The sequence below is a fragment of the Nitrosomonas sp. Is24 genome (assembly GCF_033063335.1).
In the GTDB taxonomy this organism is placed as follows: domain Bacteria; phylum Pseudomonadota; class Gammaproteobacteria; order Burkholderiales; family Nitrosomonadaceae; genus Nitrosomonas.
Map to the genome: position 1 here is coordinate 686,370 of NZ_JAWJZG010000001.1, position 12,694 is coordinate 699,063.

13 protein-coding genes and 1 pseudogene are annotated in these 12,694 nt (G+C 53.3%); 8 read left to right on the forward strand and 6 right to left on the reverse strand.

Annotated elements, in window-relative coordinates; translation table 11 throughout:
• Window positions 1–32: 32 nt before the first annotated feature.
• Window positions 33–293 carry a DUF5062 family protein gene (locus tag R2103_RS03025; protein ID WP_108697314.1) on the forward strand — a complete coding sequence of 87 codons (261 nt, stop codon included), beginning with the start codon at window positions 33–35 and terminating at the stop codon, window positions 291–293.
• 202 nt (window positions 294–495) lie between these two features.
• On the opposite strand, the gene R2103_RS03030 is transcribed toward R2103_RS03025, so the two are convergent.
• From R2103_RS03030 to R2103_RS03040, 3 genes are read right to left on the reverse strand one after another with little or no spacing between them, the layout of a single operon-like run.
• Window positions 496–912 carry a hypothetical protein gene (locus R2103_RS03030; protein WP_317530061.1) on the reverse strand — a complete coding sequence of 139 codons (417 nt, stop codon included), beginning with the start codon at window positions 910–912 and terminating at the stop codon, window positions 496–498.
• A complete protein-coding gene (locus R2103_RS03035) occupies window positions 816–1,118 on the reverse strand; it encodes a hypothetical protein (RefSeq protein WP_317530062.1) in 303 nt (100 codons plus the stop codon). The genes R2103_RS03030 and R2103_RS03035 overlap by 97 nt, the downstream gene beginning before the upstream one ends.
• Window positions 1,119–1,121: 3 nt before the next feature.
• Window positions 1,122–1,832 (reverse strand): TetR/AcrR family transcriptional regulator, encoded by a 711-nt coding sequence (locus R2103_RS03040; protein WP_317530063.1) that lies wholly within the window; start codon window positions 1,830–1,832, stop codon window positions 1,122–1,124.
• Between the two features lie 452 nt (window positions 1,833–2,284).
• Here R2103_RS03040 and R2103_RS03045 point away from each other — a divergent pair, with 452 nt between their 5' ends.
• Together R2103_RS03045 and R2103_RS03050 are read left to right on the forward strand one after the other, a co-directional pair.
• Window positions 2,285–2,512: a hypothetical protein gene (locus tag R2103_RS03045; protein ID WP_317530064.1), complete on the forward strand. Its 228-nt coding sequence runs from the start codon at window positions 2,285–2,287 to the stop codon at window positions 2,510–2,512.
• Window positions 2,513–2,817: 305 nt separating this feature from the next.
• Window positions 2,818–2,913, forward strand: a pseudogene (locus tag R2103_RS03050) (FxDxF family PEP-CTERM protein); the annotation flags it as partial.
• 111 nt (window positions 2,914–3,024) lie between these two features.
• Here R2103_RS03050 and R2103_RS03055 read toward each other — a convergent pair.
• On the reverse strand, window positions 3,025–5,250 hold the full coding sequence (locus R2103_RS03055) for a Tex family protein (protein ID WP_317532049.1): 2,226 nt from the start codon (window positions 5,248–5,250) through the stop codon (window positions 3,025–3,027).
• A gap of 172 nt (window positions 5,251–5,422) precedes the next feature.
• Between R2103_RS03055 and R2103_RS03060 the strand changes: the two genes are divergently transcribed.
• From R2103_RS03060 to R2103_RS03070, 3 genes are read left to right on the forward strand one after another with little or no spacing between them, the layout of a single operon-like run.
• Window positions 5,423–8,221: a DEAD/DEAH box helicase family protein gene (locus R2103_RS03060; protein WP_317530065.1), complete on the forward strand. Its 2,799-nt coding sequence runs from the start codon at window positions 5,423–5,425 to the stop codon at window positions 8,219–8,221.
• Window positions 8,222–8,237: 16 nt separating this feature from the next.
• A complete protein-coding gene (locus tag R2103_RS03065) occupies window positions 8,238–9,938 on the forward strand; it encodes a class I SAM-dependent DNA methyltransferase (RefSeq protein ID WP_317530066.1) in 1,701 nt (566 codons plus the stop codon).
• Window positions 9,935–11,131: a restriction endonuclease subunit S gene (locus R2103_RS03070; RefSeq protein WP_317530067.1), complete on the forward strand. Its 1,197-nt coding sequence runs from the start codon at window positions 9,935–9,937 to the stop codon at window positions 11,129–11,131. The genes R2103_RS03065 and R2103_RS03070 overlap by 4 nt, the downstream gene beginning before the upstream one ends.
• 57 nt (window positions 11,132–11,188) lie before the next feature.
• Here the strand turns inward: R2103_RS03070 and R2103_RS03075 are convergent, their stop codons facing one another.
• Window positions 11,189–11,485: a putative signal transducing protein gene (locus R2103_RS03075; RefSeq protein WP_411172641.1), complete on the reverse strand. Its 297-nt coding sequence runs from the start codon at window positions 11,483–11,485 to the stop codon at window positions 11,189–11,191.
• A gap of 105 nt (window positions 11,486–11,590) precedes the next feature.
• Here R2103_RS03075 and R2103_RS03080 point away from each other — a divergent pair, with 105 nt between their 5' ends.
• On the forward strand, window positions 11,591–11,818 hold the full coding sequence (locus R2103_RS03080) for a hypothetical protein (RefSeq protein WP_317530069.1): 228 nt from the start codon (window positions 11,591–11,593) through the stop codon (window positions 11,816–11,818).
• A gap of 210 nt (window positions 11,819–12,028) precedes the next feature.
• Window positions 12,029–12,328 (forward strand): Fic family protein, encoded by a 300-nt coding sequence (locus tag R2103_RS03085; RefSeq protein ID WP_317530070.1) that lies wholly within the window; start codon window positions 12,029–12,031, stop codon window positions 12,326–12,328.
• A gap of 25 nt (window positions 12,329–12,353) precedes the next feature.
• On the opposite strand, the gene R2103_RS03090 is transcribed toward R2103_RS03085, so the two are convergent.
• The gene (locus tag R2103_RS03090) at window positions 12,354–12,683 is read right to left on the reverse strand and encodes a DUF2007 domain-containing protein (protein ID WP_317530071.1); all 330 of its coding nucleotides are present in this window, start codon (window positions 12,681–12,683) and stop codon (window positions 12,354–12,356) included.
• Window positions 12,684–12,694 lie beyond the last annotated feature (11 nt).

Sequence of the window (12,694 nt, forward strand, 5' to 3'; positions counted from 1 at the left end):
AACCGGACAACCGGGCATTAACGAGGGTCGCCATGAAAAAACTGAAAAATGAGGCTGCTTTATTCAAGGAAGCCATGCTTGCGGGCGTGAAGTATGCGGAAGGACGGGGCGTGGTGCAATTTGAAGCGACCGATTCGGCGAGTGAGAAATTGCTCTACATTTATCGCTTGCTGGTACACGATAAAGTTATGCAGCCCTTACCGGAAGATCAAGTCGCCGAGAAAACCATGCGGCATAAGCTTACCCTGTGGTATGCCAAACAGCTGCCAAAAGATCATCCGCTGTTGAAGTGATATCTAATAGAGATGTATCAAAGGCGAAGAACATTGTATTGGATGGATAACTTGTTGCAGCGATCAGATCGCGAATTAAGAATGAAGAAACAAAAATTTTCTCAATTCACGACCTGGATTTCTTAATTACTTCGGTGCTTCCTTTTTAGGTTTTTTCGCTTCCTTGGTTTTGCGTTGCTGTCCTTTGGCCATGATGGTCTCCTTATGTGATGGTTACTACATCATAAACTGAATGGTACCGTTTGTGTTGCCATGCATGCAGCGTGCGTGTGCGCTTTGTGGCTGTGCTGTCAGTCGATATAGAAAATCCCCGTTGCCGGATCATTTTCCAATCGGTGTGGCCGTTCTGGCGGCATACGCCGTAGCGGAAAGAGGGCGGTAATTCCGGGAATTTGAAGCGCAGATCGTAGAACCAAGCGCACTGTCCTTGTTCCGAAATATCGATGCGTTCCAGCACCGGGAATTGGGCAAATGCCCGGAAGGGCGCAAAAGCGGGGTGCAGCCAGGCTTCGCGGGCGAGCTTTATTTCTGCCGGATCGCCGCCGAATTGCTGCTGGAGCTGCCAGTTATTTTCCGCAACCGGGCGATATAAGCGGCAGCCATCCGGGTGAGCAGCCAAGTGGTTTGATTGTGTTGCGGATGACTGAATGGTAATAAGCTCACATTAGCGAGGTGATAGTTGTCATCGTGCCGGATGATGATTTTCCAGTGGAACGGCGATAGCGGTCGCGGCAAAGCGCTTTCTTCGCGCTGCCGTTGCGCCATGGCTGGCGCCGCAGCCCGTGCCAGGAGGGCGCCACTTAATGCATGCGTGATGGGATCCACGGTTTAACCGGATTTCGCATGCCTTTCATGTACTACCGGTTCGGTCAACGGTGAGGATTCAAGCGATTCCGGGATTTCATGGGGGGATTGTGTTTCTGTGGCGGTGTCGGCTACGGTTTCTTCATGCGATGTCCTGTAGACCAGATGATCCAAGGATTCCGCATACTTCAGTTTGTGCGCCAGAAAGTCCCGTGTGTTCTGTGAATTTTCCGAGTCATCCTGCATCCAGTAGGCGAAAGTCGCGAGGTATATTGTCGTTAGCGCGGTTTCCTCCAGCGCGCGGCGCACCGAGGTGGCATCGCGTTGCGCGGCTTCGCGCAGCCATTGCACGGTGCGGCTGACGCGCATGATGGCGGGAATCTGGATATGCAGGTGACCGGGCTCCAGCTTGGCGCCGATCATCTGCCGCGTAACCTTACGGTGTGCGGTCAAGGCATCCAGCCAAGCCATCGTGAGTAACTGCAAGCGTTCGCGTGGCGGCAGCGACATGAATTCAACCGTTTCCGCCGCCCGTAGCATCTGGCTGTCGGCCCGGTCGAACCAGGCATCGACCAGATCTTCCTTTTCGCGGAAATGAACCCGGATTTCATCCAGCGTAATATCGAGTTCCGCCGCTACATCAAACAACCGTACCGCTTCCCAGTTAGAACGTTCCGCGATGGCGATTGCCGTATCAACAATTGCTTCACGTAAATCAAGCTTACTTTTCTTCATCTCGATCCTCCACATAGCGTTAACAGGAGTGGCGTGATGCGATGCCGTTTTCACTATAACACACTCAAAAATGCGATGTGATGCGGTCACAAATATTCAGAGATCGCTGAACGCCGGGTGGGATCAACGGATTGGCGGAAAGTAGGGGGTACCCATAATAATGACAAATATCCTGGTAAAAAAGCAGTATCAACTATGGCTATCTTGTTGTTCTAACACTTATTATAGAAAGGCACTTATTTTTATGGTGGTTCATCCGGTAAACCAGCGTTAATTTTTCCTACATGCTTGTAACTTGATGAATATATAATTTATTTCGCATTATTGCCGTGAAATTTGATACTGAGCATCTTGCAAAAAACTTTTTTATTTTTTAATGATGAGACGAGTGATCGTTAGATTGCGTGCACCTCGGCACAACAATAATACTGGCCGCATCGGCTCACGCTACAGTGCTGACTTTCGATTTGGACCCGGATATACCGAACTATGGTGATATTCCCGGAAGCTACGGCGATAACGTGAGCGCCGCAAGCGACGCGGTTGGAACGTATTTGATGGGTAACGGCTATACGCCCAATGTGACGACCGAATACCGCACATGGCAAATCAGCACCGATACGGTGGCCTACAATAATCTGGATTTTGGCATGATAGGTACGGCGATTTGTCGAAAGTAGCTTTTAGCGTGACCAGTAGCGATCATTTCGCGGAAATCACCCTGGTGCCTGAACCCGGTTGGGCGATTCGCTTGAACAGCTTTGATATGGCCGGTTACCCTGTTACCGATCACCCTAATTCTCAAGTGCGGATTCTGGATGGCACCAGTAATACGATATTGGTTGATTATTCACCCGTAACAATCTTAGGGTCGGGCGGAACACATAGTACTTTCACACCCGGGCTGACGCATAATGGCCCTATATCGATCCGCTTCGGTTATAACGATTGGAATGTGGGTATCGACAATATCAATTTCGATCAAGTGACCGCCGTACCCGAGCCCGAAACCTATGCAATGCTGCTGGCTGGATTGGGATTGATCGGTTTCATGGCGCGGCGCAGAAAGCAAAGCGTTTAAGTTAGTCTAACAATATTTGAAGACAACCCCGTCCGAGTGGCGGGGTTTGTTTTTGTGCCAGAACTGGTTTTATCAAGAAGAAAATTCTATGGCGTAAGAGAAGTGGGTGTTTCAAGCATGACTGCCGGAAGCCCGGTCAGATCGCATCGTCAGCGCAATCCTTTTGCGCTTCTCATCCACTTCCACCACTCTGACGGTGACCACTTGACCCACTTTCACTACCGTATGCGGGTCTTTGACGAACTTGTCCGCCAGTGCCGAGATGTGCACCAGGCCGTCTTGATGCACGCCGATGTCGACGAACGCGCCGAACGCCGCGACGTTGGTGACCACGCCTTCGAGCACCATGCCGGGGTGCAGGTCCTTGATCGATTCGACGCCTTCCTTGAACGTGGCGGTTTTGAACGATGAACGCGGGTCGCGGCCGGGTTTTTCCAGTTCATGCAGGATGTCTTTCACGGTCGGCAGACCGAATTGGGCGGTGACGTACTTTTCCGGGCGGATCGATTGTAACGCGGACGAATTACCGATCAAGGCCGTGACATTGAGTTTAATGTCATTCAGAATTTGCTCGACCAATGGGTACGATTCCGGGTGCACGGCCGAGGCGTCGAGCGGGTTGGCGCCGTTCGGGATGCGCAGGAATCCGGCGGCCTGCTCGAAAGTTTTCTCGCCTAACCCCGGTACTTTCAGCAATTCGGCACGCTTGGCAAACCGGCCTTTGCCGTCGCGGTAAGCGACGATATTGTGCGCGATTTTGCCGCTCAGCCCGGCCACGTAGCGCAACAAAGCCGGGGAGGCGGTGTTGACATCGACACCGACGGCGTTGACGCTGTCCTCCACCACGGCGTCGAGCGATTGCGCCAGCTGGCCTTGATTGACGTCATGCTGGTACTGGCCGACACCGATCGATTTCGGGTCGATCTTGACCAATTCGGCCAGCGGGTCTTGCAACCGGCGCGCAATCGACACCGCGCCGCGCAGCGACACATCCAGATCCGGCAATTCCTCGGACGCGAGTTCGGACGCGGAATACACCGAAGCTCCGGCTTCCGACACCATGATCGACGTCAGCTTGAGCTGCGGATAACGCTTGATCAGCTCCTTCGCCAATTGATCGGTTTCGCGCGATGCGGTGCCGTTGCCGATGGCGATCAGTGTGGCCTGGTGGCGCTCGGCCAGTTGTTTTAGGGTTTGAATTGCGCCATCCCAATCGTTCTTTGGCGCATGCGGATAAATCGTCGCGGTATCGAGCACTTTGCCGGTGGCGTCGACCACCGCCACCTTCACACCGGTGCGTAAGCCCGGATCGAGTCCGATGGTCACGCGCGCACCGGCGGGCGGGGCGAGCAGCAGCGCTTTGAGATTCTGCGCGAACACTCTGATCGCCTCGGTTTCCGCATGCTCCTGCAAATTGCTCATCAATTCGGTTTCCAGGTGCGAGAAAATTTTTGTGCGCCAAGCGGCGCGCGCCGTGTCGATCAACCAGCCGTCCGCCGCACGGTTCTGGTCGCGGATATTGAATTGCCGCGCGATCTGCTGTTCGCAAGGATTGAGCGTCAAGTTGCGGGTTTTTTCCTCCAATTCGGAATCAAGCAGCAGCTTGATCTTCAACACCCCTTCGCGTTCTCCGCGCAGCAACGCCAGCGCGCGATGCGACGGGATTTTTGTGATGGCTTCACTGTAATCGTGGTAATCGGTGTATTTGGTATCGCCGTCCTTTTTGTCCTTGGCCACTTTCGCGGTCAGTACGCCATGCGTGCGCAAATAATCGCGCAAGGTTTGCAACAGCGGCGCATGTTCGGCAAAACGCTCGATCAAAATATGCTGCGCGCCTTCCAGCGCGGCGGCCGCATCGGCAACGCCGGGATTGTCGCCTTCCTCGCTGGTGAACGGCGCTTTCAAGTACTTGGCGGCCTCCACAAGCGGATCGAGCCGCGGATCGTTCAGCAGCGTATCCGCCAGCGGCTGCAACCCCGCCTCCAGCGCAATCTGCGCCTTGGTGCGGCGTTTCTTGCGGTACGGCAAGTACAAATCCTCCAGATGCGCTTTATCCGCCGCATGCGTCAACGCATCGAGCAACGGCGGTGTCATCTTGCCAAGCTTCTCAATCGCCCCGATGATCGCCGAGCGCCGCTTCTCCAGCTCGCGCAAACCATGCAAGCGCTCCGCCAGCAACCGCAACTGCGCATCGTCCAACCCGCCGGTTGCCTCCTTGCGGTAACGCGCAATGAACGGTACCGTCGCCCCTTCGTCGAGCAATTGGATGGTGGCTTGGATTTGCGAGAATTTAACCGCGAGTTCGGTGGCGAGGCGTTGTTCGATGGAAGGCAGCATGGGGTTGTGTTTGAATAAAGACAGGGAGAGGATGGTAAACCAAGAGGAGGTGGGGTCGCAATGGGTTGCACCAGCCAAGTAAAATTGACTCAACAGGTCATATTCAGATATTTTCAAATTATTTTGAGAACTTATTCATTCATCTTGCGTATAAAACAGGGAAAGTGGCTGCATGACCAAAACTGAAGCGCAAACCCGTTCGGAGTTAATTGATAGGTTGCTGGCGCAATCGGGCTGGAATGTCAAAGATCCAACGCAGGTCATTGAAGAATTCGACATTGTGACTCCGCTTCCGGAAGGTGTTGCCGAGCCGCGCACGCGGTATGAGGGGCATCAGTTCAGCGATTATGTTTTGCTTGGCAAGGACCGGAAACCGCTCGCGGTGATCGAGGCGAAGAAGACCGCTCGGGATGCTGCCCTGGGCCGTGAGCAGGCCAAGCAATACTGCTACAACATCCAGAAGCAGCTGGGCGGTGAGTTGCCGTTCTGCTTCTATACCAATGGCCATGATCTCTATTTCTGGGATTTGGAAAACGCTCCGCCCCGAAAGGTCGCCGGTTTTCCCACGCGCGACGATCTGGAGCGATTCGCCTACATCCGCCGCAATCGCAAGCCACTGACACAGGAATTCATCAATACTTCCATTGCTGGGCGTGATTACCAGATCCGTGCGATTCGCTCGGTGCTTGAAGGCATCGAACAAAAAAAGCGCGATTTTCTGCTGGTGATGGCTACCGGAACTGGCAAAACCCGCACCTGTATTGCCATGGTCGATGCACTGATGCGTGCGGGGCATGCCGAGAAAGTGTTGTTTTTGGTCGACCGTATTGCGCTGCGCGATCAGGCACTGGCGGCTTTCAAGGAGCACATGCCCAACGAGCCACGCTGGCCTAATTTAAGTGAAAAGCTGATCGCCACAGACCGTCGCGTGTATGTCGCTACCTATCCGACCATGCTCAACATCATTCGGGACGAGTCGCAACATTTGTCTCCGCACTTTTTCGATTTTATCGTCGTCGATGAAAGTCATCGTTCCATATACAACACGTTTGGCGAAGTGCTCGACTATTTCAAAACCATCACGCTGGGTCTAACGGCGACGCCGACCGACATCATCGACCACAACACCTTCCAGCTTTTCCATTGTGAAGATGGTTTGCCGACTTTCGCCTACACCTTTGAGGAGGCCGTGAACAACGTGCCGCCATACCTCTGCAACTTTCAGGTCATGAAGATTCAGACCAAGTTCCAGATGGAGGGTATCAGCAAGCGCACGATTACGCTGGAAGACCAGAAAAAGCTGATCCTGCAGGGCAAAGAAGTTGAAGAAATCAACTTCGACGGCTCACAGCTCGAAAAACAGGTGATCAATAAAGGCACAAACACCCTGATCGTCCGAGAATTCATGGAAGAGAGCATCAAGGACGCCAGCGGCGTACTTCCAGGTAAAACCATCTTCTTTTGCGCCACCAAGGCCCACGCCCGGCGCATGGAAGAAATCTTCGACAAGCTCTACCCGCAATACCATGGTGAACTGGCCAAGGTGCTGGTGTCGGACGATCCGCGCGTCTACGGCAAAGGCGGACTGCTTGATCAATTCACCCACAACGATATGCCGCGCATCGCCATCAGTGTGGATATGCTCGATACCGGCATCGATGTGCGCGAGATCGTCAACCTCGTATTCGCCAAGCCGGTGTATTCGTACACCAAGTTCTGGCAAATGGTCGGGCGCGGCACGCGCTTGCTGGAAACCAGCAAACCCAAACCCTGGTGCCTGGAAAAAGACGTGTTTCTGATCCTCGACTGCTGGGACAACTTCGAGTATTTCAAACTCAATCCCAAAGGCATGGAACTGAAAGCCCAATTACCGCTGCCGGTGCGGCTGGTGGGGCTGCGGCTCGATAAGATCGAAAAGGCCAATGACAGCGGTCATACCGATATTGCCGCGCGCGAAGTTGCTAAGCTGCGCCAGCAAATTGCTGCGCTACCCAAAGATTCGGTGGTGATCAAGGAAGCCGCCGCCGCGCTGGTGCGGCTGGAAGACGAAAACTTCTGGATCAGCCTCAGCCACGACCGTCTGGAATTTTTGCGTGCCGAAATCAAGCCGCTGTTTCGCACGGTTTCCGAGGCCGATTTCAAAGCCATGCGTTTCGAGCGCGACCTGCTGGAGTATTCACTGGCCGTGCTGAGTGAAGATAAGGAACAAGCCGAGACGCTCAAGGAAGGCATCGTCGAACAGATCAGCGAACTGCCGCTCTCGGTCAGTTTTGTAAAGCAGGAAGAAACCCTGATCCGCGCTGCGCAAGCCAGCCACTTCTGGGTCAAAGCTGGCGAAGATGCGCTTGACGAAATGGTCGCCAAGCTCGGGCCGTTGATGAAATTTCGCGAACCAAGTGCCGTTCAGGAGCAAACCCACCTCGATCTGATCGACGAACTGCACAAAAAGGAATGGGTGGAATTCGGTCCGCAGCACGAAGCCGTGAGCATCACTCGCTACCGTGAAATGGTCGAGGCCTTGATTGCCGATCTGACCGGGCACAATCCGGTACTGCTGAAAATCAAAAACGGCGAAACCGTGAATGAAGGGGAAGCCAAAGCGCTGGCCGAGTTGCTGCACGAGGAACATCCGCACATTACCGAAGACTTGCTGCGCCAGGTGTATAGGAATCGCAAAGCGCGCTTTATCCAGTTCATCCGGCACATTTTGGGTATTGAAGCACTCAAGAGCTTTCCGGATGAAGTCAGCGCCGCTTTCGATCAATTCATCCGCGACCACACGATACTCGGCAGCCAGCAACTGGAATTCCTCAGCTTGCTGAAGAAATTCATCATCGAACGCGAAAAAGTGGAGAAGAAAGACCTGATCAATGCACCGTTCACGATCATCCACCCGCAAGGCATCCGTGGCGTGTTCAGCCCGGCCGAAATCGACGAAATCCTGCAGCTGACCGCACAGTTGGCTGCTTAAAAAAACAGGTAATCCCATGCTGCAAAATAACCCCGAACTCAAAAGCAAGATCGATCAGCTCTGGAACAAATTCTGGGCTGGCGGCATTAGTAATCCGCTCACCGCCATCGAACAGATCACCTATCTGCTGTTCATGAAACGGCTGGACGAACTGGACCTCAAGCGTCAATCCGATGCCGAATGGACCGGCGAAAAATACATCTCCAAATTCGAGGGCAAATGGATACCGCCGGAATATCGAGCCAAGTCAAGAGATGGCGACACCCAAAGTGAGACGGACAAAAAACTCGTCGACGGCAAAATGTACGAAATCGACAAGCGCACCCTGCGCTGGAGCGAGTTTAAACGCATGCAGGCCGAAGAAATGCTACAACACGTACAGGGCAAAGTGTTTCCCTTCCTCAAGGATCTCAACGGCACGGCGTCCAACTTCACCCATCACATGAAAAACGCCGTGTTCATCATTCCCAAGCCAGCTCTGCTGGTGGAGGCGGTGAAGACCATCGACGACATTTTCGAGGTGATGGAACGCGACTCGCGCGAAAAAGGCCAGGCTTTTCAGGACATCCAGGGCGATGTCTACGAAATGCTGCTGTCCGAGATCGCCACCGCGGGCAAGAACGGCCAGTTCCGCACCCCGCGCCATATCATCAAACTGATGACCGAACTGGTGCAGCCGCAGCTCGGTCACAAAATTGCCGATCCGGCTTGTGGTTCCAGCGGATTCCTGCTTGGCGCCTACCAGTACATCGTCACGCAACTGGCCATCAAGGCCGGCACGACGAATCTCCTGCCGGATGAAGACGGCTTCGTGCGCACCTCGGTCGCCGCCGCCCTCACCGAAAAAGCCCAAGCCATTCTGGCCAGCTCGCTATGGGGTTACGACATCGACGCCACGATGGTGCGCCTCGGGCTGATGAACCTGATGATGCACGGCATCGACGAGCCGCACATCGACTACAAGGACACCCTCAGCAAGAGCTACACCGAGGAAGCCGAATACGACATCGTGATGGCCAACCCGCCGTTTACCGGCAGCATCGACAAGGGCGACATCAACGAAGCCCTGAGTCTTTCCACCACCAAAACTGAGCTGTTGTTTGTCGAAAACATCTACCGCCTACTGAAAAAGGGCGGCACCGCCTGCGTCATCGTGCCGCAAGGCGTGCTGTTCGGCTCCGGTGGTGCGTTCAAAACGCTGCGCAAAATCCTGATCGAGCGCTGCGAACTGAAAGCGGTCATCGCCATGCCGAGCGGCGTATTCAAACCCTATGCCGGGGTCAGCACCGCCATTCTGCTGTTTACCAAGGTGTGGGGGCCGTTGGACAAGGTCGCACAACCGGCGACCGAATACGTCTGGTTCTATGATATGTGTGCGGACGGCTACAGCCTGGACGACAGACGCACCAAGCAGGAAGGCTATGGCGATTTGCAGGATATCGTCACTCGCTACCAAGCCCGCTATCCCGAAACCGATACCGATCGCACCGCCCAATGTTTCATGGTGCCGCGCGCCGACATCGAGGCCGAAGATTACGACCTGTCGTTGTCGCGATACAAGCAGGATGTGTTCGAGGAAGTGCATTATGATCCACCCAGTGTGATTCTGGATCGGTTGATTCAAGCCGAGGTTGGGAATGTGAACGAGGCTGATCTGGCCAAGGTGCAAAGCGGGATTGTGCGTGAGTTGCTGGAGTTGAAGGGGATGGTGGGATGACTGAACTGATGCTTCAAACTCTCGGCTCAGTTATTTCAATTGCCAAGGGTAAAAAACATGAGATAACAGATTCACCCTCTGGCAAAGCAAAACGTCTAATAGGCATCGACGATCTCCGGAACGATGATCTGATTCGTTACACAGATGATACTAGCGGTATCGAAGCGATTTCAGAGGACGTTTTGATTGCTTGGGATGGCGCCAACGCGGGAACAATTGGCTTCGGAAAAAGAGGCTATATCGGCAGTACTATTGCGCGCCTTCGAGTCAGAGCTGATATTCATCTGTTTGCGCCCTTTCTCGCAATGTACCTGAAGTCTAAGTTCGATTATCTGCGACAGACAGCCACGGGTGCAACGATTCCACACATCAACAGAAATGCACTGGAAAGCATCCCGTTGCCAACTATTGAATTTGCCGACCAAATCCGCATTGCCCATCTGCTCGGCAAAGTGGAAGGACTGATCGCCCAGCGCAAACAACACCTGCAACAACTCGACGACCTGCTCAAAAGCGTGTTTCTGGAGATGTTTGGATCCACGAGCCCCAACTATGAGGTTTGGCCGCTGGTTGAGATTCGCGAACTCGCGGCAAAGCACAAGGGTGCGATGCGGACAGGGCCTTTTGGCTCCAATTTGCTGCACAGCGAATTTATTCCTGAAGGCGATGTGGCAGTGCTAGGCATAGATAACGCTGTTCAGAATCGATTTGCCTGGGGCGAACATCGTTTCATTTCCAATCAGAAGTATGAAGAGCTCCAAAACTATCGAATTTTTCCGGGTGACGTAATCGTGACGATCATGGGTACTATTGGTCGTTCGGCGGTAATACCTGACGACATTCCTATCGCGATCAATACCAAGCATCTCGCAGCGATTACTCTTGACCGAGAATTAGCCAACCCGTTGTTTTTGTCTTACTCGATTCACTCTAGCCCCTTTGTTTTGAGGCAGTTCGCTAGCAAGAATCGAGGAGCAATCATGAGCGGCCTTAACTTGGGCATCATCAAGGAAATCAAGATTAAGCGCCCACCGATTGCTCTGCAAAATCGTTTTGCCGATATACACACGCGCGTTGACCAGCTGAAATCCCGCTACCAGCAAAGCCTCACCGATCTCGAATCTCTCTACGGCGCGTTGAGCCAGCAAGCGTTCAAGGGCGAGCTGGATCTGTCGCGGATGCGGTTGGATTGACATTCATTTCAAGGCGATTCGGGAGAATCAACGACCAAGTACCGACTAAGTAACCGATCAAGTCAGCTGACGGTTTCCAGCCGTTTCCAACCCGCCCCCACACTTCCAGCACAACTGAAAATTGGCCGGATTCTCCTCGCCGCAGGATGGGCATTGCACGTTGCCGGTAGTGACCGGGGTATTTTCGTAGGTTTCAATCACATGTTTGCCACGTTCATAGTCTTCGTCGCGCTTGATCCATACTTCCGGGCAGGCGTGGTGAACCGGTATTTCTCCGGCCATGCCTTGCGCGTACTGGTTGAAAATTTGCGCCGGAATGTAGGCGTGTGCGAGGAACGCGGCAGCGGCGTCGATAAAGTGGTTTCCCAGTCCGAGTATTACCAGCTCCCGGCTCCCTTGTTTGAGACGACTAACGATCACAACCGAGTTGTCCTCTTCGCTCATCGTGAATTTCGTGCCATGGATAAAGAGGATCGTATTCGAGCCTGTTACCTGCATGCCTGTCTGCGCTATGTGCAACGTGACTTCATGACCAATACCACCCTTCGGGAACGGTTTGGAATTGAAGAAAAGAACAGCTCTATGGCCTCACGAATCATCAAGGATACGATGGAAGCTGACCTTATTCGCTGTCATGATGAAACTGTCGGCAGTAAGGCTAGAAAGTATCTGCCGTGGTGGGCATAACAGAGTCAACAGATTTGCTTGACTGTTGCTTGACTGGAATGGTGTTATCTCAATTGCCATTAAATATAGTCATTATTAATCAGTTATCTGATGACTTATATTTGCTTGATCAGTATTTAATGGAGCGCACCAATATCCCTTTGCCGACGGGAACGGCCGGATGGGGCGGCAGCGGATGAACGAGCGGATGCGACACCTTTCGTCGAATATATGCTGAGCAAGTTACTTGCTGCTATCAGTGAGGCGGTCGATATCCATCAAACGACCGACCAAGTAACCGATCAAGTAGTAAAACTTATCCAGGCAATGGGTGGCGGCGAACTTAGCAGTAATGAGCTGATGCAGGCTTTGGGACTGATGCATCGTCCGACTTTCCGGGAAAATTATTTGAATCCGGCATTGGCAGGTGACTGGATCGAGCGCACGCAACCCGATTCACCGCGTAGTCCCACACAACGTTATCGATTAACCCCGAAGGGACGGCAATGGCCTCAACAGCAAATCGGGTGACGAGAGATCAAAAGCCAGCATCAACTCAGGGTTGGCGATGTTCAGCAGCCTCCAACCCACCCCCGCATTTCCAGCACAACTGAAAATTCGCCGGATTCTCCTCGCCGCAGGATGGGCATTGCACGTTGCCAATCGTCACCGGGGTATTTTCGTAGGTTTCAATCACATGTTTGCCGCGTTCATAGTCTTCGTCGCGCTTGATCCATACTTCCGGGCAGGCGTGGTGAACCGGTATTTCTCCGGCCATGCCTTGCGCGTATTGGTTGAAAATTTGCGCCGGAATGTAGGCGTGTGCGAGCAGATCAAGTACTATCTGCGCTTCCATCAGATTATTGGCGGAATAAATTTTTTTCATGCCGTGATGAG

Bases quoted from the DNA above. Each gene is read 5' to 3' on its own strand.
- R2103_RS03025 (WP_108697314.1), top strand. From the start codon at position 33: ATGAAAAAACTGAAAAATGAGGCTGCTTTATTCAAGGAAGCCATGCTT.
- R2103_RS03040 (WP_317530063.1), bottom strand. From the start codon at position 1,832: ATGAAGAAAAGTAAGCTTGATTTACGTGAAGCAATTGTTGATACGGCA.
- R2103_RS03055 (WP_317532049.1), bottom strand. From the start codon at position 5,250: ATGCTGCCTTCCATCGAACAACGCCTCGCCACCGAACTCGCGGTTAAA.
- R2103_RS03060 (WP_317530065.1), top strand. From the start codon at position 5,423: ATGACCAAAACTGAAGCGCAAACCCGTTCGGAGTTAATTGATAGGTTG.
- R2103_RS03065 (WP_317530066.1), top strand. From the start codon at position 8,238: ATGCTGCAAAATAACCCCGAACTCAAAAGCAAGATCGATCAGCTCTGG.
- R2103_RS03070 (WP_317530067.1), top strand. From the start codon at position 9,935: ATGACTGAACTGATGCTTCAAACTCTCGGCTCAGTTATTTCAATTGCC.
- R2103_RS03080 (WP_317530069.1), top strand. From the start codon at position 11,591: ATGGATAAAGAGGATCGTATTCGAGCCTGTTACCTGCATGCCTGTCTG.
- R2103_RS03085 (WP_317530070.1), top strand. From the start codon at position 12,029: ATGCTGAGCAAGTTACTTGCTGCTATCAGTGAGGCGGTCGATATCCAT.
- R2103_RS03090 (WP_317530071.1), bottom strand. From the start codon at position 12,683: ATGAAAAAAATTTATTCCGCCAATAATCTGATGGAAGCGCAGATAGTA.